Genomic DNA, 19,664 nt, shown 5'->3' on the forward strand with positions numbered 1-19,664 from the left:
CCCCATACTTCGTTAGAAAGCGGTGGGGTCGAACCATGTGGGTGAGTCCGACAGGGCCTGCTTGATCCGCAGCCGCGCGAACTCGTGGAGATCCGGCAGGGCGTCGACGTCGAACCACGCGACGTCCAGCGACTCGTCGTCGTTGACGCGTGCCTCGCCGCCCATGGCCCGGCAGCGGAACGTGATGTCCATGAACTGGCAGACGTCGTCGTTGTCGTAGGTCACCGGCTTCAGCGCCTGGACCATCACCACCCGCTCCGGCCGGCAGTGCACCGCGGTCTCCTCGTGGACCTCCCGCACGGCGCAGGCGGCGGGCTGCTCCCCCGGGTCCGGGATACCGCCGATCAGCGCCCACCGTCCGGTGTCGGAGCGGCGGTTCAGCAGCACCCTGCCGTCGGCGTCGAAGACGACCGCGGTGACCCCGGGGAGCCACAGCAGCTGGTGCCCGGCGGACGCCCGCAGGGTGCGGATGAAGTCAGGAGTAGCCATGGGGCGACCCTAACCGGGGGTTCGGGCGGTCCCGGAAGCGGTCCCGGACGCGTTCCAGGAGCGGACGGCGGGCGTACCGCTATCCGTCACTCGCGCGCCGCCCGCGCGCGGCCGCGGCGACCGCCCAGCCGAGGCCGCCCGCCGCGACCAGCACCAGGGCGATCTCCGGCAGGACGCCGAGGCGGGTCGCCGGCGTTCGGGAGGAGCGCAGCGGCACCTCCTGGACCAGCGAGTCGGCGACGAACATGCCGGTCCGCTGCGTGATCGTCCCGTCCGGCATGATGATCGCGCTGACCCCGCTGGTGACCGGCACCGCGACGGTCCGGCTGTGCTCGACGGCGCGGACGCGGGACATGGCGAGCTGCTGGTAGGTCATCTCGCTGCGGTCGAAGGTCGCGTTGTTGCTCGGCACCGAGATCAGCTGCGCGCCGTCGACGACCTCGGAGCGCACGGCCCAGTCGAACGCCGCCTCGTAGCAGGTGACGAGGCCGACCGTGGCGCCGTCCATGGCGAACACGCCCGGCTCGCTGCCACGGCTGAAGTCCTGGCGGACCATCGACGTCCAGCTTTTGTTGATCATGTCGAGCATCGAGCGCAGCGGCAGGTACTCGCCGAAGGGCTGGATCTGCCGCTTGTCGTAGGTGTCGACGGGCCCCTTCTGCGGGTCCCACAGGATCTGCTCGTTGAGGAGCCTGCCGTCCCGCTCGACGACGGCGCCGACCGAGAGGGGCACCCCGATCGCCTTGGCCGCCCCGTCGATCACCGCGTAGGCGTCGGGGTTGGCGAAGGGGTCGATGTCGGAGGAGTTCTCCGGCCAGAGCACGAAGTCCGGCCGGGCGACCTTGCCCGCCTCGACCTCGGCGGCCAGGCGCTCGGTCTCGCGCGCGTGGTAGTCGAGCACGGCCCGCCGCTGCGAGTTGAAGTCGAGTCCCGCGCGCGGCACGTTGCCCTGGACGACGGCGACGGTCGCGGTGCCGTTCTCGGCCCGGTCGCTCACCAGCGGCCGCGCGGCGAGGGCACCGAGCAGCGGTACGGCCACGGCGAGCAGCGCGACGGCCGCCGCACCTCGCCGCGGCGCGCGCGTGCGGCGTGCCTCCAGACCCAGGCGTACGACGTCGTACAGGCCGAAGCCGCACAGGACCACGGCGAAGCCGAGCACCGGGGTACCGCCGATCGCGGCCAGCGGCAGGAAGAGACCGTCCGCCTGCCCGAAGGCGATCTTGCCCCAGGGGAAGCCTTCGAACGGCACGCGCGCGCGGAGCGCCTCACCGGCGGTCCACACGGCGGCGGCCCACAGAGGCCGACCGGGGAGTCCGGAGACCGCCGCGACACCCACGCCCACCAGGCCGACGAAGATCGCCTCGATGACCACCAGGGCGAGCCAGGGACCGGGGCCGACCTCCACGCCGGTCCACACCAGAAGGGGCAGCAGGAAGCCGAGGCCGAAGAGATAGCCGAGACCGAAGGCCGCCTTCCAGCTCCGGCCGCGCAGCACCCAGCCGAGGACGGCGAAGGCGGGCAGGGCAAGCCACCACAGCGTGCGGGGCGGGAAGCTGACATAGAGGAGCACTCCGGAGAGCGCCGCTGCGGCGGCCGGGACAAGGGCGCGCAGCGATCGCGCGGCGCGCGACTCGGTCGCGGTGCGCGGGGTCGCGGCGTCCGACTCGCCCACGGAGGTTGCGGTGACGGTCACTCCGGGAGTCTACGGGGGCCCGCTGCGAAGCCGACAGCGTGGCCGGGACTCCCCCCACCTCGTCAGCCACATCGTTTCTGCACCAGTCGGTGCCACACATCCACAAACCGCCCACAAGCCGTTACGGTGTGGCCGAGCCCAGGTCGCGCGGCGGGACGGCCGGGGCCCGTACAGGTCGGGAGAACGGCCGGTCGCGGGGGGACGGGTGGGGTCCACGGGAGTGACGTCTGTGGCCGATGCGCAGGCCGACGGCGAGAGACGCAGCGCCTCCGACGCGGCGGGGGTCGTCGCGCTCGGCGCCTGCGCCCTGTGGTCGCTGATCACGGCGGCCGTGCAGGGCGGGCGGCCCGAAGGCGTGCTGCTGGCGGTGCTGGCCGTCACGGCCGGCTACGCGGCGGGGCGCATCAGCGGGGCGATCGCGCCGGTCGCCGCACCCTTGACCGGCGCGCTGGCGGGAGCCGTGCTGACGGTCGCCGTTCCGCACCTCTCCCCGGGGCCGCCACCCGGTGTGCCGCTGGGGCACGCGGGTGCCACGGCCGCCCTGCTCACGTTGGCGACGGGCGCCGCGTGCTGCGCCGCCTGGTCCACGGCCGTCCCGGTGCTGCGCACGGCACTGTGGGCGGTGGCGGCCGGGATCGTGGCGACCGCGGCCGTGCTCGGCACGATCACCGGGTTCGTCGCCTGTGCGGGGGTGCTGCTCTGCTCGCTGGCGGCCGGGCGGATGGGGCACCGGGGGGTCGGCCTCGCCGGTCTGGCCGTGGTGGCGGCGTCCGTGACCGGCCTGACCTGGGCGGTCGCCGCCGGCGTGCTGCCCGCGGGACCGGCCTCCGCCCTGGAGGGCCCGCTGACCCGGCACCGGGTGGAGCTGTGGCGCGACGCGCTGGCACTCGCCCGCCAGGACCCCGCCCTCGGGGCAGGACCGGGGCGTTTCGGCGAGCTCAGCGCGACCTCGGCGGCGTCCGCGCTGTCCGACGGCAAGCCGCACTCCGCGGTGCTTCAGCAGGCGGCCGAACAGGGGGCCATTGGAGTGACGCTGCTGGCCGCCGCCTTCTGCTGGGTGCTCTACGCGCTGTGGCGAACGGCACGGCCGACGCCGGTCGCGCTGAGCGCGGGCGCGGCGCTGACGGCGCTCGCGGCCATCGCCGCGGTGGGCAACGCGCTCAGCTTCACGGCGGTGTCGGTGGGCGCCGGCCTGCTGGCGGGGCTGGCAACGGCCCGTCCGCTGACGCCGGAACCGGCGGACCGGGAGGGCATCGCCCCCACCGATCGCCTGGCGACGTGATCCTCGGCACCCTGCCGGGCAGGCCGGTGCGCCGTAGCGGCACGACCAGGGCGGCCGCTCCGGGCCGCCTCGGTCTCAGCGCACGGCCCCCGGCGTGGTCGGCCGCAGCCGCTCCTTGATGACCCGCACCGCCGCCTCCGCGTCGTCCACGGTGATCGTGAAGGTGTGGCCGTCCCACAGGCGCAGCTCCAGACCCTCACCGCGGCGCACGACGACCGCGGTGCCCTTCTCGGGCCGCCAGCGGTAGCCCCAGCCGCCCCAGTGGCGCGGGGTGACGTGGGGCACGAACTTCGCGCCCGCGACCTGCGACAACGGGATGCGGCGACGCGGCACTCCGATGTGGCCGCAGCGCACTTCGAGGCACTCCTTGTCCACCCGCAGCGCGACGTGCACGAAGGCGAGCGTGCCGAACAGCACCAGCAGTCCGGCGGCGATGCAGCCGACCACGGACATCACCAGCGGGGCCAGGCCCTCGTCCGTCCACGCGGAGGCGACGGCCAGCTGGATGCCGAGCGCCAGGCAGGCGGCGCCGACGAGCGCCAGCAACCACTGGACCCGGTTGGTCGCGCGGCCGGTCCAGATGTCGGGATGCGAGGTGCGCTTGCCGTGGGGGTGGTGCCTCATGCCATTGAGACTACTCAGGTTTCGCTGTGCGGGTAGGGGGTCGCGCACAGTGACGAACCCGCACCGGGCCCGGTGCGGACCGAAGGATTCCGGTCAGTGACCGGGGGTCACCGCACGGGGCTGACGGCGGTGAGCAGGCGGCCTTCCTCGTAGGTCAGGGCGGCCGCGGGCAGCGCGCCCTCGCGCCCGCTCAGCAGCACGGTCACCGTGCCGAGCGGCGTCGCGGAAGGGGCGGGACGCGCGCCGACGCGCCGCAACGCCTGTGCCGCCACCGCTCCGGCGGAGCCGTGCAGGACGAGCGGGGGCAGGCCGGGGCGCTGCACCGCGGCGCGGATCCGCTCGGCGACCAGTTCGTAGTGGGTGCAGCCAAGGACGACGGTCCTGACGTCGTCCGGGGTCAGTGCGGCGGCGGCGGTGACCGCGGCGTCGACGGCACTCTCGTCGGCGCGTTCGACCGCCTCCGCGAGACCCCAGCAGGGCACCTCGGCGACGTCCACGCCGTCGGCGAAGTTCTCGATGAGCCCGCGCTGGTATGGGCTGCCGGTGGTGGCGGGTGTCGCCCAGATCGCGACCGGTCCGCCGCCCGCCGCCGCCGGCTTGATCGCCGGTACCGTGCCGACGACCGGCAGCGCGGGCTCCAGGCGGGCGCGCAGGGCGGTCAGGGCGTGCACGGTGGCGGTGTTGCAGCCGACGATGAGTGCGTCGGGACGGTGCGCGGCGGCCGCCTCGGCGACGGCCAGGGCGCGCCCGGTGAGGTCCTCCGGCGTGCGGGGGCCCCAGGGCATGCCGTCGGGGTCGAGGGAGAGCACGAGATCGGCGTCGGGCCGCAGGCGCCGTACCGCTGCGGTGGCCGCCAGCAGACCGATTCCGGAGTCCATGAGCGCGATCTTCACCCGGTCACGATAGACGATGGGCCTCTCGCGGCCGGTCCCGTGGGGCAGACTGCGCGGGTGAGCGCCCTCCTGTGGACCGTCGCCGGATCTCTCGCCGCCTGGCTGTGGCTGCTGCTCTGTCAGGGCTTCTTCTGGCGAACGGACGTTCGCCTTCCCCCTCGTACGCCACCCGCCGTCTGGCCGTCCGTGTGCGTCGTCGTGCCGGCGCGTGACGAGGCCGGTCTGCTCCCGGCCGCCCTGCCCTCGGTGCTCGCGCAGGACTATCCCGGGCGGGCCGAGGTCTTCCTGGTGGACGACGGCAGCACGGACGGCACCGGCGAACTGGCGCGAGAGCTGTCGCGCCGTCACGGAGGGCTGCCGCTCACCGTGTCCTCTCCGGGCGAGCCGCCCGCGGGCTGGACGGGCAAGCTCTGGGCGGTTCGCCACGGCATCGGCCTCGCCCGCGCGCGGGGTCCCGAGTACCTGCTGCTCACGGACGCCGACATCGCGCACGCGCCGGACAGTCTGCGCCGGCTGGTCGCGGCGGCGCACACGGGCGGCTTCGACGTCGTCTCCCAGATGGCCCGGCTGCGCGTCGAGAGCCTGTGGGAGCGGCTCGTCGTACCGGCCTTCGTCTACTTCTTCGCGCAGTTGTATCCGTTCCGCCGGATCGGGCGGCCGAACGCGCGGACCTCGGCCGCGGCGGGCGGCTGCGTACTGCTGCGCGCCGATGCCGCGGCCCGCGCGAGGATCCCCGACGCCATCCGGCACGCCGTCATCGACGACGTGGCGCTCGCACGGGCGGTCCGCCGGAGCGGCGGGCGCATCTGGCTGGGGCTCGCCGACGGCGTGGACAGCGTGCGCCCCTACCCCCGGCTGCACGACCTGTGGCGCATGGTCGCGCGCAGCGCCTACGCCCAGTTGCGGCACAACCCCCTCCTGCTGGCCGGTACGGTCGCCGGGCTCGCCGTGGTGTACCTGGTGCCGCCCGTCGCGCTCGTCGCGGGCCTGACCCTCGGGAGCGGCGCGACCGCGGTGCTGGGCGCGCTGGCCTGGCTCGTGATGACGGGGACGTACCTGCCCATGCTCCGCTACTACGCGCAGCCGCCGTGGCTCGCTCCGCTGCTCCCCTTCACCGCGTCCCTGTACCTCCTCATGACGGTCGACTCGGCGGTGCGGCACTACCGGGGACGGGGCGCGGCCTGGAAGGGCCGCACCTACACGCGTCCGGACGCCGTCCCCGACGAGGGCTGAGCCGGCCCCGGACTCACTTGCGGCCGGGCGTCCAGTTCATGCCCCACCCGTAGGCGTGGTCGACGGCGCGCTGCATGCTGACGCCGCGGTCGGGGACCAGGTAGCGGGCCTCGCGCTGGACGACCAGGTCCTGGCCGGTGTTGGTGATGAGCGCGAGCGCGCACACCGGGGAGGGGACCGTGCACTCGTCGAGGGAGAACTCGATCGGCGCGCCGAACTGCGGGTGCAGGGTGACCGTGGCGTGCAGGTCGGCGAAGGAGCGGGCGCCCTCGTAGATGGTGACGAAGACGAGGATGCGCCGGAACGCGTGCTTGTGGTCGAGGTTGATGGTGAGGTTCTCGCCGCTCGCCACGGCACCGGTGCGGTCGTCGCCGTCGAGGTGGATGTAGGGCGGCTGGTGCAGCGACCCGAAGGTGTTGCCGAGGGCCTGGACGACGCCCTTGCTGCCGTCGTTGAGTTCGAACAGGGCGCACAGGTCGAGGTCGAGGTCCGCGTGCAGGGCGACCGCCCGGCCGCGCTTGCTGCCCCATCCGGAGAACTGTTTGCGCACCTGCCAGTTGAGGTTCACGCGCATGGCACCCGACGTTCCGCCCTGCTTGGTGAGCGACACCGACGGGGACGCCTTGGTGAGCGTGACCTTGGTGAGCTGCACGGGGGCGGGCGGGGCAGGAGGGGCGACCGGCGGCGGGGCCGGGACGGGCGGGGTGACGCTCGCCGGCCGGAGCGGGGCGACCGGGGGCGCGACGGGCGCGGTGCGCTGCGGCTCGTCCACCGTGATGCCGTAGTCCGTGGCCAGGCCCTCCAGGCCGCTGCTGTACCCCTGGCCGACGGCGCGGAACTTCCAGGCGCCCTGGCGCCGGTAGAACTCACCCAGTACGTACGCCGTTTCGACGGTCGCGCCCACGCTGTCGAACCGTGCCGCCACGGTTCCCCGGCCGGCGTCCTTCACCTCGATGTACAGCCCCGGCACCTGGGCGAACGTCCCGCCGTCGGCGGAGGCGACGAGCACCACCGTCTCGATGGCCGGCTCCACGCGCGTGAGGTCGACGACCAGGGTGTCGGTGACCCGGCCGCCGTCGTCCCGCTTGCCCTCGTGCCGGATCGCCCCGGAGGAGTGCTGCGGCTGGTTGTAGAAGACGAAGTCCGCGTCCGAGCGGACCTTGCCGCCCACCAGCAGCAGCGCCGAGGCGTCGGTGTCGGGCACACCCGGCCCGGAGCCCCACCCCAGTTCCACCCGCAGCGCCGTCGTCGGCACCGGGACGTTGGATCCCTTCGGCATTGACATGTCCGCCCCCATCAGCAGTCACCCCGCCAGGTCTCACGCCCCGGCATCGCGTCGCGTTCGTCGCGCCTCCCAACGTATTGCCCACGACGGCGGACGCCCATGAGGAGTGCGAAAAGACGAGTGGTCAACCGCCGGTAACCCCCTGGGAACTGAGCCTTTACACGATCCGAACGTCGCATGGTGCCCTTTTTTCCCAAGTTCGCTCGCATTGGGGATCCCACGTCACCGCCGACACGGAAAAGAACCCTCTTATCGGTCTCCCCAACCAGCACATCGTGGGCTTAACTTATGTGCCATGACCTCCCCCCGCTCCACCTATGGCGGCGGCTACTACTCCGCCTCCTTCCCGGACACCCCGATCTACGACTCCCTCGTGGCCGAACGGGGCACCCCGCAGATCGCCCCCATCCGGGTCCCCGCCGCGTACGACACCCCGGGCAGCCACCTGGCGCCGAACAGCCACTTGCCCGCCCTCCCGTCCGCGCTGCCCGCCCTCCCGGCGGCCCCCTCGCAGCCCTCGTACGGCTACCCCCAGGCGCAGCAGCCCGCACCGCTGCAGCAGGCGCCGACGGCGTACATCCCGCAGCAGGCCGGCCCGCCGCGCGGTTACCCCGGCCCGCAGCAGCCGCGCCCCGCGGCGCCCGGCGGCACGGGGTACGAGGCGATGCGCCCGGCGGCGCCCCGGCCCAACCCGGCGCCGTACCAGGACCCGTACAACAACCAGCAGTACCGGGGTTACTGATCCCTCGGTGAGGTCGTCTGCGCCGGCTGGCACGATGGCCTCATGGGGAACGCGGAGCTGCTGTCGATTCACGTCCATCCGGTCAAGGCGTTCCGGGGCCAGGCGCCCCGTGAGGCCGTCGTGGAGCCCTGGGGGCTGGCCGGGGACAGACGCTGGGTGCTGATCGACGACGGGGGAAAGGTCGTCACCCAACGCCAGCAGCCGCGCCTCGCGCTTGCCGCCGCCGAGCTCGTGCCCGGCGGCGTCCGGCTGTCCGGCCCCGGCCTGGAGCCGTTGACCGTGCCCGTCCCGGAGGCGGCGGGCACGGTCACGCTGGACATCTTCGGGTCCAAGGTGGAGGGGGTCCTCGCCGGCGACTTCGCGCACGCCTGGTGCAGCGCATACCTCGGGGTGCCCGCGCTCCTGGTCCACATGGACGACCCGGCCACGCGCCGGCCGGTCGACCCGGGCTACGCGCTGCCCGGCGAGACGGTCTCGTTCGCCGACGCCTGCCCCCTGCTGCTCACCTCGGCCGCCTCGCTCGACGCCCTCAACTCGCTGATCGCCGAGGACGGTCTGGCCGAGGAGGGCCCCCTGCCGATGAACCGGTTCCGGCCCAACGTCGTCGTCGGGGGCGCCGCGCCCTGGGCCGAGGACGGCTGGCGGCGCATCGCCGTCGGCGAGGTCGAGTTCCGCGTCGCCAAGATGTGCGGCCGCTGCGTCGTGACCACGACCGACCAGGACACCGCCGAACGCGGCCGGGAGCCCCTGCGCACCCTCGGACGGCACCGCCGGATCGGCGGCAGCCTGATCTTCGGGCAGCATCTCGTGCCCCGGTCCCCGGGAACGATCCGCGTCGGCGACCCGGTGCGCGTCCTCGACTGAGACGCCGCCGCGGGTCCCGCCGGGCGGGAACCCGGCGGCGGGACCCGGGCGTTGGATTTCTCGTGAGGCGTGCGTGAGAGGTAGGGGGACGCGCGTGACATCGCTCTCTCTTCGGGCGGTGGCGCGGGCGAACGGCTCCGCCGGGGGTTGTCATGGAGCGGGAAGGGGGGCGGCAGGATGCGCGCTGTTCGCGGTCTGTGGCACTGGCGGCACAATCCGTTGTGCCGCACGACCGATCTCATGGAGGCCTGGGTGGCACTGGCCGCCCTGCTGCTGATACTCCTCGTCGCGCCCGTGATCGGCGCTCTCGCGGGCTCCGCCGCCCAGGACGGCCTGCGGCGGGCGGTCCGGGAGCAGGAGGAGTCCCGGCGGCTGGTGACGGCCACGGTGGTGCGGAAGCTGGAGCGGTCCGCGCTCGCCGCCGATCCCGAGACGGCCGTGCGGGACGACAGGTCACGTGTGCAGGCCCGCTGGACCGCCCCGGACGGCACGGGGCGCAGCGGTCCGGTCGTCGCCCGGCTCAGCGACCCGCAGCCGGGCGACCGGTTCACGCTCTGGACGGACGCGCAGGGGCGCACGGCGGCGCGTCCGCTGGATTCCGCCTCCGCGACGACGCACGCCGTGCTCGCCGGGTTCGGCGCCGCGCTGCTGACCGTGTGCCTGGTCGAGGGCGGCAGACGGCTCGTGGTGTGGCGCATGGTCCTTCGCCGGTACGCGCGTTGGGACCAGGCATGGGACCGGGCGGGCCCGGACTGGGGCAGGACCGGCACCGGCAGCTGACGGCCTTCCGGCTCCGGTCAATGCGGCGTCCGCGCGCACGCTACGGTGGACCGGCCGCAGCGCGTTTCGGCATCGACCTGCGCGCGAGCTAGCTTCCGGGGCAGTGGTGTCCCGAGGGCGAACGAGCCATCAGTACGACCGAGGTGGGGGCACAGCAACGCCATGGCACAGGGCACGGTCCAGGTGACGCACGCCGGTACGTCGCGGTGGCGGCGCCGCACAGGTGAGTACGCCTCGCTCGCCGCCGCCCTGGAGGCCGCGGCGGACGGTGACGTCCTCACCGTCGCCCCGGGGACCTACCGGGAGAACCTCGTCGTGCAGCGGGCGGTGACCCTGCGCGGACCCGAGGGCTCCCCCGGCTCGGTGCGGATCGCGCCCGTCGACGGGGTGCCGCTCACCGTGCGCGCCTCCGCGGTGATCCAGGACCTGCTCGTGGAGGGCCAGGACGCGGCGGCGCCGGCGCTGCTGGTCGAGGAGGGCACGCCGGAGCTGACCGACGTCCGGGTCGTCACACGGTCCGCCGCCGGGATCGAGGTCCGCGGCAGCGCCCGGCCGACGGTGCGGCGGTGCACCGTCGACAACCCGGCGGGCATCGGGATCGCCGTGGTCGACGGCGGCTCAGGGGTGTTCGAGGACTGCGAGGTCGTGGCCGCCGGGCAGGCGGGCGTGGCGGTGCGCGGCGGCGCGCATCCGCGCCTGGAGCGCTGCCGGGTGCACCACGCCGCCGGTTCGGGCCTCACCGCGACCGGGGAGAACTCCGCGCTGGAGGCCGTGGGGTGCGAGGTGTACGAAGTCCGCGGCAGCGGTGTGCAGATCACCGGCCGGGCCACGGCCCACCTCACCGACTGCGACGTCCACCGCACCACGGCCGACGGGGTCACCCTCGACACGGACGCCGTGCTCACCCTCGCCGACTGCCGTATCCACGACATCCCGGAGAACGCGGTCGACCTGCGCTCCCGCTCCGTCCTGACACTGACCCGCACCAGCGTGCGCCAGTTCGGGCGCAACGGCCTGTCGGTCTGGGACCCGGGCACCCGCGTGGACGCCAACCAGTGCGAGATCTTCGACAGCACCGGCGACTACCCGGCGGTGTGGGTCAGCGACGGCGCCACGGCGGTGCTGGACTCCTGCCGGGTGCACGACGTGCCCGACGCGCTGTTCGTCCTCGACCGCGGCTCGCGCGCGGACGTCGTCGACAGCGACCTCTTCCAGGTGCGCAACACGGCCGTGTCGGTGAGCGACGGCGCGACCGCGCAGCTCGACGACTGCCGCATCAGGGACGCCGCGACCGGCGCGTGGTTCCGCGACCACGGCAGCGGCGGCACGCTCGCCAACTGCACGCTGGACGGCACCCAGACCGGGGTGATCGTCACCAAGGGCGCCGACCCCACCATCGAGCGGTGCACCGTGGACTCCCCCGCCGAGGCCGGCTTCTACGTGTCGGCGGGCGGGCGCGGCAGCTTCCTGAACTGTCAGGTGCGCGGCAGCGGCGGGTACGGCTTCCATGTCCTCGACGGCTGCCGCTCGACGCTCCGCAAGTGCCGCACGGAGCGGTGCGCGCGCGGCGGTTACGAGTTCGCGGAGGGTGCTCCCGACGCCGAGTCGGGCACCGGACCCGTCGTGGAGGACTGCACCAGTGACGAGAGCGCGGGGCTGCGCACCCCGACGGCGCCCCCCGAGCCGGCCGTCCAGACCGCCGGCCGCACGCCGGGGCTGCTGAGCGCGATCCCCGGGCAGCGCACGACCGAGCAGGAGCCGCTGGTCGGTGCCGCCGAGCCGCAGCCACCTGCCCGGACCTCCAAGGCCGTCCTCGGTGAACTGGACGCGCTGGTGGGCCTGGACAGCGTCAAGCGCGAGGTGCGGGCGCTCACCGACATGATCGAGGTGGGCCGGCGCCGTCAGCAGGCCGGCCTGAAGGCCGCGTCGGTCAAGCGGCACCTGGTCTTCACGGGCTCCCCCGGCACCGGGAAGACCACGGTCGCCCGGCTGTACGGCGAGATCCTCGCCTCGCTCGGGGTGCTGGACAAGGGCCATCTGGTGGAGGTGTCCCGTGTCGATCTGGTCGGCGAGCACATCGGCTCGACGGCCATCCGCACCCAGGAGGCCTTCGAACGGGCGCGTGGCGGCGTGCTGTTCATCGACGAGGCGTACGCGCTGTCCCCGGAGGACGCGGGCCGGGACTTCGGCAAGGAGGCCATCGACACGCTCGTGAAGCTGATGGAGGACCAGCGGGACGCGGTGGTGGTCATCGTCGCGGGCTACACGGCGGAGATGGAGCGCTTCCTGTCCGTCAACCCCGGTGTGGCGTCCCGCTTCTCACGCACCATCACCTTCAGCGACTACGGCCCCGAGGAGCTGCTGCGGATCGTCGAGCAGCAGGCGGAGGAGCACGAGTACCGGCTGGCGCCCGGTGCCGCGGAGGCGCTGTTGCAGTACTTCGCGGCCGTCCCGAAGGGCCCCGCGTTCGGCAACGGCCGTACCGCGCGGCAGACCTTCGAGGCAATGGTGGAACGCCACGCGAGCCGTGTCGCCCAGGTCGACGAGCCGAGCACGGACGAGCTGACCCTGCTGTACGCGCAGGATCTGCCCGACCTCACCTGAGCCCGGGCGGTCCGGGCGTGTCCCCGGGGCGCTGGCCCGGCAGCCCCGGGCCGAGCCGGTCGAGCAGGTGGCCGCGCTCGCGGTCGAAGGTCGGGTCGGCCTGGTAGTCGGAGTGGCCGAGGATCGGGGCGGGCAGCGGGTGGAGGTCGCTGCGGGCGTGGGCCATGGGATCCCGCATCGGCTCGCAGTCGACCTGCGGACCGTCGCCGTCGGACACCCGCACGGGGCCACCGATCGGGTCGGTCGGCCGGTACAGGTTGCGCCAGCAGTCGACCTCCTCGTGCAGCGCGGCGAGCGAGGCCGGGCCGAAGTGGGCGGGAAACCAGCGGCCGTACAGCCGCTCCAGCGGTGAGCCGTACGTCAGCAGCGCGACCCGGCTGCGCACGGCCGGGGTCAACTGCCAGGCCGCCGCGGCGGCGAGAACGCTGCCCTGCGAGTGGCCGGAGATCACCAGCCGGCCGCCCGTGGTGCGGGTCCAGGTGGTGATGCGCCAGGTCAGGTCGGGCACCGCGCGCTCCGCGTAGCAGGGCGGGGAGAAGGGGTGCGCGGCGCGCGGCCAGAAGGTGCCGACGTCCCACAGGACACCGACGGTGCGCCGCGCGGACATGTCCTTGTACGCGCGCCGGCCCAGGGTGACGAACAGTATGAAGCCGAAGCCGACGAGCCAGGAGCCGAGCGCCTGGGAGGTGTCGGCGGCGCCGTGGACGAACGGGTGGGTGTGCCGCGCGGCCGCGCCGGGGGCCTTGTCCGTCGCCATCGCGCCGACCAGCGCGCCGGTGCCGAGGATCAGGGAGACGGCGGAGACGGCCGCGATGAAGAAGGGTCCGCGGTCGGTGAGCGTGGACATCGCGCGCGTGCGGGCGATGCGCCGGGTGCGGTCCGGGTCCTTGGCCTCTCCCGCGTAGTCCCTCTCGACGACGGCGCGTTCGGCGCGGGCCAGCCGCAGGGTGCGCGAGGCCTGCCAGCCGGCCAGCAGCACCAGGACCACGAGCAGCGCGGGGATCACCGACGCCTGCCAGGTCAGCACGACCGGCGGTCCTGACAGGGAGGCCCGGGTGCCGTCCAGCCAGTCGGCGACCCGCTGGGACACGCCGCCGGACATCACGCCGCCCAGCGCGCAGGCCAGCATCGCGACAGCGGGTCCGGCCAGGCCGCGCATCGCGGTGCGGGGGTCGGGGTCGCTGCGGTACAGCAGGTGGGCGACGACCGCGAGGACGATCACCAGCAGGCCCTGGGCCAGTGCGAGGCCGCCGAAGGCCGCGTCGCCCGGCAGCCGGCCGGCCGATTCCCACGCCGGGCGGTCCCAGCAGGCGTACACGAGGGTCAGGGCGAGCAGGACGAGGGAGGCGAGCGGCAGGTGCCGTACGAAGGAGGCGTCGATCTCGCGGTCGAGGTGCTTCTCGCTGCGGCCGCGCCGGCAGACCACCACGACCACCGCGACCGCGGCGAGGACCAGCGCCACCTCCAGCGTCCGGCCCAGCGTCTCCAGGACGGCCGGGCCGCCCGCCTCGCGGTCGTGGCGGGCGGCGGCCTGGACGACGGCGGCGGCCACCGTGAGCAGACCGGCGGCGGTGTGGGCGCCGCGCAGTCGGGCGACCAGGCGCCTGCCGTACCAGAAGCCGGGGCGGCCGAGCGCGCTGCGGGCGGGGTTCTCGTCGGATTCACGGACGAGCGGCTGTTCCGACTCGTACGCGCTCCAGGTGCGCCGGGAGAGGTACCAGAGCAGGCCGACCAGGGCGGCCGGCACCAGGGACGCGAGGGCGAGGCGGCGGCCCGGCGGGCTCCACCAGCCGTCGCCGGACGCGGTGGGCGACAGGAAACCCAGCCAGGTGTGCCGTTCGGCGCACGCGCGCGTGCCGGCGCACTGCCAGGCCGTGAGGTCCAGGGCGACCTCGCAGGCGGCCGCGACCAGCAGCACGGTGAGGCTGAGACCGACGAGCCGCACCAGCAGTCCGTACAGGCGGATCGTCGCCGCCCGGTCGCGGGCCGAGGGGCGCATCCAGTGGGCGAGGTTGGCCACCATGAACGGGAGTAACAGCAGCCACAGGGCTCGCGCCCCGTTCCCGGAGGTCAGGTTGCACCAGACGTAGGCCTCCGGCACCGGGCGGCCGTCGCCGCTCCCGCGGCCGGCGGGGCGGTCCTCCGCGTCCACGTCGTCGGCGCGGCGGAAGACGGCCGCCGTGTCGTCGCCGGAGACCCGTACGGTGCGGGGGTCGTCCAGCATGTGCTCGGGCGTGGCGCCGCCCACGCCGTGGACCAGCAGTTCCAGGGTGGCCCCGGTTCCCGCCGCCCGTGCCGCGGGACCGGCCGCCCCGTCGTTCAGCCCGTCCGGCCCGGTCAGGCCGTTCAGGCCGCGTTCCTGCGCGCTTTCCACTGTCCGCACTTCCCCCGTGTCCTTCGCACTTCCCCCGGGACGCGCCGTCGGCATGTCCATGCGGCACCAGGATCTCCCGTCCGGAGGCCTTGCACACCCCTCGTCACGGAATCTCCCCGATCCGTGTGAGGGGCGAGCGCCGGATGAGACGCAGGTGACATGTGCGCGTCGCGCAACCGGTGGCGCGACTCCGGCCGAGCCGTGCGAATATGGGACGCCCACGTGCCGGGCGCGCGAGAATGGCCTAGTGGGAGCAGGTGCGAGGGTGTGCAGGACGGCTTGAGGAAAGGACCGGAGCGTACGTGAGTGAGAATCAGAACCTCCTCGCGGAGCAGCGGCGCGCCCTGATCCTGGACGAGGTGCGGCGGCGCGGCGGCGTACGCGTCAACGAGCTGACCCGCAAGCTCGGTGTGTCCGACATGACCGTCCGCCGCGATCTGGACTCGCTGGCCCGCCAGGGCGTCCTGGAGAAGGTGCACGGCGGTGCCGTGCCGGTGCTGGAGGCGAGCACGCACGAGCCGGGCTTCGAGGCCAAGTCGGGCCTGGAGCTCAGCGCCAAGGAGGACATCGCGAAGGCCGCCGCCCAACTGGTCGCGCCGGGCTCCGCGATCGCGCTGTCGGGCGGTACGACGACGTACGCGCTGGCGCATCATCTGCAGGAGGTCGCCGACCTCACCGTGGTCACGAACTCGGTGCGCGTGGCCGACGTCTTCCACTCGGCGCAGCGCTCCTCGGGACAGCGGCAGGGCGCCGCCACCGTCGTGCTGACCGGCGGGGTGCGCACGCCCTCCGACTCCCTGGTGGGGCCGGTCGCCGACCAGGCCGTCGCCACGCTCCACTTCGACATGCTGTTCCTCGGCGTGCACGGGATATCGGCGGAGGCGGGTCTGTCGACGCCGAACCTCGCCGAGGCCGAGACCAACCGGCGGCTGGTGCAGTCGGCCCGGCGGGTCGTGGTGGTCGCCGACCACACCAAGTGGGGCACCGTGGGGCTCAGTTCGTTCGCGACGCTGGACCAGGTGGACACGCTGGTGACCGACTCCGGGCTGGCCGACGAGGCACGCGAGGAGATCGCGGAACATCTGCGGCAGCTGATCGTGGCGGGCGAGGATGAGGGCGTCGACGACCTCTGAGCCCGTGCGCGGCGCACACGCGGCGCAGACACGCGGCGCGGTGCCCACTAGGGTGAGCGGCCCGGTCACCGCCCGTCGCACAGGGGGTTTCGTATGGCGCGCCGACTGCGTCCGGTGGAGGTCGACTTCACCCGGTCCGCTCCGGTACGGCTGGTCTTCGCACGGCGGATCGCCGCTTCCCCCGAGTCCGTCTTCCGGGCGCTGGCCGAGGACGTGACCGACTGGCCGCGGTGGTTCTCGGCGGTGACGCTGGCCCGGCCGACCGAGGACGGCGCCGGGCGGCAGGTCGCACTGCGGGGCGGTACGCGGTTCACCGAGACCGTCCTCGTGGCCAAGGCGCCCGAGGTGTACGCGTATCGCGTCGACGAGACCAACGCGCCGGGCGTCCGCGCGCTCGTCGAGGAGTGGCGGCTGGCTCCCGCGGGGACCGGCACGCGGGTGCAGTGGACGTTCGCGGCCGACGGGCCTGTGGCGTTCCGCGGGGTGCTGAGGCTGGCGCGGCCGGGCCTCGCGCGGGCGTTCCGCGGCGCGGTGACGGCGCTGGACCGGCGGCTGGCCGGGTAGGAAGCCGGAAGTCCGCCCGGGGCGGTGCGGCTCAGTCCGGCCAGACGCCCGTGGCCAGCAGCGAGTCGATGGCGGCACTGTACGGGGCGATGTCCAGGCCTTGTTCGGCGAGCCAGGCGTCCGAGTAGTACTTGTCGAGATAACGGTCGCCCGGGTCGCACAGCAGGGTGACCACGCTGCCCGTACGGCCCTCGGCGACCATCTCGGCGACGATCTTCAGGGCGCTCCACAGCCCGGTGCCCGTCGAGCCGCCCGCCTTGCGGCCGATGCCCTGCTCCAGGGCGCGCACGGCGGCGACGCTCGCCGCGTCCGGCACCTTCATCATCCGGTCGATCGCGCCGGGCACGAAGCTCGGTTCCATCCGGGGGCGGCCGATGCCCTCGATGCGGGAGCCGCAGTCGCAGGTGACGTCCGGGTCGCCGGTCGTCCAGCCCTCGAAGAAGCAGGAGTTGTCCGGGTCGGCGACGCAGACGCGCGTGTCGAACTGCATGTAGTGGACGTAGCGCGCGATCGTCGCGGAGGTGCCGCCGGTGCCGGCCGTGGCGACGATCCACGCGGGCTCCGGGAACCGCTCCAACTCCAGCTGGCGGAAGATGGATTCGGCGATGTTGTTGTTGCCGCGCCAGTCCGTGGCCCGTTCCGCGTAGGTGAACTGGTCCATGTAGTGGCCGCCGGTCTCGGCCGCGAGGCGGGCCGACTCCTCGTACATCTTGCGGGAGTCGTCCACGAAGTGGCAGCGGCCGCCGTGGAATTCGATCAGGCGGCACTTCTCGGCACTCGTCGTGCGCGGCATCACCGCGATGAAGGGGACGCCGATCAGCTTCGCGAAGTACGCCTCGGAGACGGCCGTCGAACCGCTGGACGCCTCGATCACCGGACGGTCCGGGCGGATCCAGCCGTTGCACAGGCCGTAGAGGAACAGCGAGCGGGCGAGGCGGTGCTTGAGGCTGCCGGTCGGGTGGGTCGACTCGTCCTTGAGGTAGAGGTCGATGCCCCAGTGCTCCGGCAGCGGGAAGCGCAGGAGGTGGGTGTCGGCCGAGCGGTTGGCGTCGGCCTGGACCTTGCGGACGGCGTCCTTGAGCCAGACGCGATAGGCGGAGTCGGTGCGGTCGACGTCGAGGGTGGCGCCGGTCCGGGTCTGCTGGGGGGTGGTCACGGCGGGGCTCCTTAAGGGCTGCACGCCGACGGCGGTGCACGCGGCCGACACACCGATCATAAGCAGCTCGCGCACGCTTCTCACCTGCATAAACGCATCTTTGAGGCGCTCAAAGGGGGTGAGGGGGGCGGGGTGGGGCACCGGTGCGCCGCGGACCCCGGGGCCGGGCACCCCACCGCGGGGCGGCGCGCTCCTCGGGGGCGCATTCACGTGAGTGCACCGGGTGGCCTATGCCTCGGTGACGTGCGCACTGGTGCGCGACTGCGGGGCCGTGCAGACTGCACCGGGTGCGACGGACACCCGGAAGAGGACCCGCAGGCGACGAGGGGGCGGGAGGGCATGGCGGAGCCGGAGTTCACGGCCTTGGGCGTGCGGATCGGACAGGGACTGCGCTCACTCACCCGGGCCGGGCAGGTCCGGATCAGCGGCGGCCGGGTCGAGCTGCTCACGAGCTACGGCAGCGAGATCGACAGCGCCCCGGTGCAGGCCGTGCGGGCGTCGCGGCCGTGGTTCGCGGCCGGGGACCGGGCGCTGGCCGACCTCAACGGCAAGCGGTACGTGCTGACCCTGGGCGAACGGGATCCCGCCCCAGGCGAGCCGGGGCCGCCCGCGGCACGCCGGTTCATCGAGGCCGTCCGCAGGGCGGCGGGGCACAGCACCTGAGCGGGAGCCGACACCGCAGGTCGAGAGGGGCCGGGCTCGGACCGGTGCCCACGGACACCGCCATCCGACCCGCACGCGTGCGGACAGGCCCGGACAGCGGGCGTCCGCCGGAGCGTGCCGCCTCCGGCGGGCGGGGCGACCCGAGGCACATCGGCGCCGACACGAGGCACGTACGCGCAAGGGCGGACACGAGGCACGTACGCGCAAGGACGGCCAAGTACCAGCGGCGCGAGCCGGTGCGCGGGCGCGAGCCGTGGCGCGACCCGCGGGGAGCCGGTCCCGACAGACGGCACATGCCCGCACGGGCAGGCGAGATCCGGCGGCAGGAGCCGACGCACGCCGCCGTCGCCGGACGGCGCGAGCCGATGCGCGCCGTCCCCGACGGACGGCACCAGCCGCGACGGCCCGCCTCCGCCGGACGGCGCGAACCGAAGTGGCACGGCCCCGACCGACGGCGTGAGCCGCTGCCGGGCGGTTCCGGTGGACGGCGTCGGCGGCGTCGGCCGCTGTGCACCCGCGCCGGCAGGGGGCGTCCGGTGATGTGGCCGAGACGCGACGGCCCCACCCCCCGTACGGAACACCGCGAGTTGCGGCCTTACACCCCTTGCGCCACTCTGGTCTCACGTCACTCTGGGTTTACCGGCGATAACGCTGCGAACCAGCCCGCCGGACACGACAGCAGGCGGCCGTTTTCACGCAGGCGCTGCTGGATCCGAACTCCGTGTTCTTCCGGACCTCACGTCGGGGAGTCGCAGCCGTGATCAGTCACCCAAGCAGGCACTGCACGGTGGAGCTCCAAGCCCTGCCGTCGCGGATCGGCCAGGTCCGCAGAATCGTATCTGCGCAGTTGCGCTACTGGCATCTGGATCCCCTCATAGACCGAGCGGCGCTCGGTGTGACCGAGTTGCTCTCGAACGTCCACCGGCACGCCCAGCCCGACAAGACCTGCACCGTCGAGATCGAGCTCCTGCTCGACCGCCTCACCGTCTCCGTGCACGACCGTGACCCCCGCCTGCCCGTCGTGGCCGACGCGGATCCGCTGGCCACCTGCGGTCGCGGACTCGCCATGGTGGCGGCGATGAGCGAGAGCTGGGGCGTGCGGCCGGACGGCGACAACGGGAAGATCGTGTGGTTCACGCTGCCCACGACGACGCCCGCCGTGAAGGCACCCCCGCACCCCGCCCGTCGCACGCTCACGGAACCGGTGCGCCGCTTCGCGGAGGTCGAGCCGGTCGGCCGGGCGCCCGAACACACTCCCGCCCGGTCGGCCGTTGCCGGCTGACCG

17 protein-coding genes are annotated in these 19,664 nt (G+C 73.8%); 10 read left to right on the forward strand and 7 right to left on the reverse strand.

The window, feature by feature from the left end; all coding sequences use genetic code 11:
- Nucleotides 1-12 precede the first annotated feature (12 nt).
- Together ACZ7LV_RS19160 and lnt are read right to left on the reverse strand one after the other, a co-directional pair.
- Nucleotides 13-489 (reverse strand): NUDIX hydrolase, encoded by a 477-nt coding sequence (locus ACZ7LV_RS19160; RefSeq protein WP_471940679.1) that lies wholly within the window; start codon nucleotides 487-489, stop codon nucleotides 13-15.
- A 79-nt stretch (nucleotides 490-568) separates the two neighbouring features.
- Complete coding sequence (gene lnt, locus ACZ7LV_RS19165; protein WP_471940680.1) at nucleotides 569-2,182, reverse strand: apolipoprotein N-acyltransferase; 1,614 nt, start codon at nucleotides 2,180-2,182, stop codon at nucleotides 569-571.
- A gap of 229 nt (nucleotides 2,183-2,411) precedes the next feature.
- Here lnt and ACZ7LV_RS19170 point away from each other — a divergent pair, with 229 nt between their 5' ends.
- Nucleotides 2,412-3,464 (forward strand): O-antigen ligase family protein, encoded by a 1,053-nt coding sequence (locus ACZ7LV_RS19170; protein ID WP_471940682.1) that lies wholly within the window; start codon nucleotides 2,412-2,414, stop codon nucleotides 3,462-3,464.
- Nucleotides 3,465-3,539: 75 nt separating this feature from the next.
- Here ACZ7LV_RS19170 and ACZ7LV_RS19175 read toward each other — a convergent pair whose 3' ends face one another.
- Both ACZ7LV_RS19175 and ACZ7LV_RS19180 read right to left on the reverse strand, forming a co-directional pair.
- The gene (locus ACZ7LV_RS19175; RefSeq protein ID WP_401671444.1) at nucleotides 3,540-4,088 is read right to left on the reverse strand and encodes a hypothetical protein; all 549 of its coding nucleotides are present in this window, start codon (nucleotides 4,086-4,088) and stop codon (nucleotides 3,540-3,542) included.
- A gap of 107 nt (nucleotides 4,089-4,195) precedes the next feature.
- The gene (locus ACZ7LV_RS19180; protein ID WP_471940684.1) at nucleotides 4,196-4,981 is read right to left on the reverse strand and encodes a glutamate racemase; all 786 of its coding nucleotides are present in this window, start codon (nucleotides 4,979-4,981) and stop codon (nucleotides 4,196-4,198) included.
- A gap of 39 nt (nucleotides 4,982-5,020) precedes the next feature.
- Between ACZ7LV_RS19180 and ACZ7LV_RS19185 the strand changes: the two genes are divergently transcribed.
- Nucleotides 5,021-6,214, forward strand: coding sequence for a glycosyltransferase (locus tag ACZ7LV_RS19185; protein WP_471940685.1), 1,194 nt, complete (start codon nucleotides 5,021-5,023; stop codon nucleotides 6,212-6,214).
- A gap of 13 nt (nucleotides 6,215-6,227) precedes the next feature.
- Here ACZ7LV_RS19185 and ACZ7LV_RS19190 read toward each other — a convergent pair whose 3' ends face one another.
- Nucleotides 6,228-7,493 carry a TerD family protein gene (locus ACZ7LV_RS19190; protein WP_471940686.1) on the reverse strand — a complete coding sequence of 422 codons (1,266 nt, stop codon included), beginning with the start codon at nucleotides 7,491-7,493 and terminating at the stop codon, nucleotides 6,228-6,230.
- A 301-nt stretch (nucleotides 7,494-7,794) separates the two neighbouring features.
- On the opposite strand from ACZ7LV_RS19190, the gene ACZ7LV_RS19195 reads away from it, so the two are divergent.
- The 4 genes from ACZ7LV_RS19195 to ACZ7LV_RS19210 all read left to right on the forward strand — a co-directional run bounded on the left by ACZ7LV_RS19195 (nucleotide 7,795) and on the right by ACZ7LV_RS19210 (nucleotide 12,489).
- A complete protein-coding gene (locus ACZ7LV_RS19195; RefSeq protein ID WP_401671451.1) occupies nucleotides 7,795-8,241 on the forward strand; it encodes a DUF6643 family protein in 447 nt (148 codons plus the stop codon).
- Between the two features lie 42 nt (nucleotides 8,242-8,283).
- The gene (locus tag ACZ7LV_RS19200; RefSeq protein WP_471940688.1) at nucleotides 8,284-9,105 is read left to right on the forward strand and encodes an MOSC domain-containing protein; all 822 of its coding nucleotides are present in this window, start codon (nucleotides 8,284-8,286) and stop codon (nucleotides 9,103-9,105) included.
- A gap of 177 nt (nucleotides 9,106-9,282) precedes the next feature.
- A complete protein-coding gene (locus ACZ7LV_RS19205) occupies nucleotides 9,283-9,885 on the forward strand; it encodes an Rv1733c family protein (RefSeq protein WP_471940689.1) in 603 nt (200 codons plus the stop codon).
- 162 nt (nucleotides 9,886-10,047) lie between these two features.
- Nucleotides 10,048-12,489, forward strand: a complete 2,442-nt coding sequence (locus tag ACZ7LV_RS19210) for a right-handed parallel beta-helix repeat-containing protein (RefSeq protein ID WP_471940691.1) — start codon at nucleotides 10,048-10,050, stop codon at nucleotides 12,487-12,489.
- Here ACZ7LV_RS19210 and ACZ7LV_RS19215 read toward each other — a convergent pair.
- On the reverse strand, nucleotides 12,482-14,863 hold the full coding sequence (locus tag ACZ7LV_RS19215; protein ID WP_471940987.1) for a hypothetical protein: 2,382 nt from the start codon (nucleotides 14,861-14,863) through the stop codon (nucleotides 12,482-12,484). The genes ACZ7LV_RS19210 and ACZ7LV_RS19215 overlap by 8 nt on opposite strands.
- Nucleotides 14,864-15,165: 302 nt before the next feature.
- Here ACZ7LV_RS19215 and ACZ7LV_RS19220 point away from each other — a divergent pair, with 302 nt between their 5' ends.
- Entirely contained in the window at nucleotides 15,166-15,996 is an 831-nt protein-coding gene (locus ACZ7LV_RS19220; protein ID WP_471940692.1) for a DeoR/GlpR family DNA-binding transcription regulator, read from the forward strand.
- Between the two features lie 93 nt (nucleotides 15,997-16,089).
- Nucleotides 16,090-16,560, forward strand: a complete 471-nt coding sequence (locus ACZ7LV_RS19225) for an SRPBCC family protein (RefSeq protein WP_471940693.1) — start codon at nucleotides 16,090-16,092, stop codon at nucleotides 16,558-16,560.
- Between the two features lie 31 nt (nucleotides 16,561-16,591).
- Here the strand turns inward: ACZ7LV_RS19225 and cds1 are convergent, their stop codons facing one another.
- A complete protein-coding gene (gene cds1, locus ACZ7LV_RS19230) occupies nucleotides 16,592-17,716 on the reverse strand; it encodes an L-cysteine desulfhydrase Cds1 (RefSeq protein ID WP_471940988.1) in 1,125 nt (374 codons plus the stop codon).
- Nucleotides 17,717-18,055: 339 nt separating this feature from the next.
- Between cds1 and ACZ7LV_RS19235 the strand changes: the two genes are divergently transcribed.
- Entirely contained in the window at nucleotides 18,056-18,379 is a 324-nt protein-coding gene (locus ACZ7LV_RS19235) for a hypothetical protein (RefSeq protein ID WP_471940694.1), read from the forward strand.
- A gap of 757 nt (nucleotides 18,380-19,136) precedes the next feature.
- Complete coding sequence (locus ACZ7LV_RS19240; protein ID WP_401671471.1) at nucleotides 19,137-19,661, forward strand: ATP-binding protein; 525 nt, start codon at nucleotides 19,137-19,139, stop codon at nucleotides 19,659-19,661.
- Nucleotides 19,662-19,664: the final 3 nt, after the last annotated feature.

This window comes from Streptomyces sp. NPDC107562, assembly GCF_055657325.1.

Excerpts from the sequence above, each read along its gene's own strand:
- ACZ7LV_RS19160 (WP_471940679.1), bottom strand. The coding sequence starts at position 489 with ATGGCTACTCCTGACTTCATCCGCACCCTGCGGGCGTCCGCCGGGCAC.
- ACZ7LV_RS19175 (WP_401671444.1), bottom strand. The coding sequence starts at position 4,088 with ATGAGGCACCACCCCCACGGCAAGCGCACCTCGCATCCCGACATCTGG.
- ACZ7LV_RS19190 (WP_471940686.1), bottom strand. The coding sequence starts at position 7,493 with ATGCCGAAGGGATCCAACGTCCCGGTGCCGACGACGGCGCTGCGGGTG.
- ACZ7LV_RS19195 (WP_401671451.1), top strand. The coding sequence starts at position 7,795 with ATGACCTCCCCCCGCTCCACCTATGGCGGCGGCTACTACTCCGCCTCC.
- ACZ7LV_RS19200 (WP_471940688.1), top strand. The coding sequence starts at position 8,284 with ATGGGGAACGCGGAGCTGCTGTCGATTCACGTCCATCCGGTCAAGGCG.
- ACZ7LV_RS19205 (WP_471940689.1), top strand. The coding sequence starts at position 9,283 with ATGCGCGCTGTTCGCGGTCTGTGGCACTGGCGGCACAATCCGTTGTGC.
- ACZ7LV_RS19210 (WP_471940691.1), top strand. The coding sequence starts at position 10,048 with ATGGCACAGGGCACGGTCCAGGTGACGCACGCCGGTACGTCGCGGTGG.
- ACZ7LV_RS19225 (WP_471940693.1), top strand. The coding sequence starts at position 16,090 with ATGGCGCGCCGACTGCGTCCGGTGGAGGTCGACTTCACCCGGTCCGCT.
- ACZ7LV_RS19235 (WP_471940694.1), top strand. The coding sequence starts at position 18,056 with ATGGCGGAGCCGGAGTTCACGGCCTTGGGCGTGCGGATCGGACAGGGA.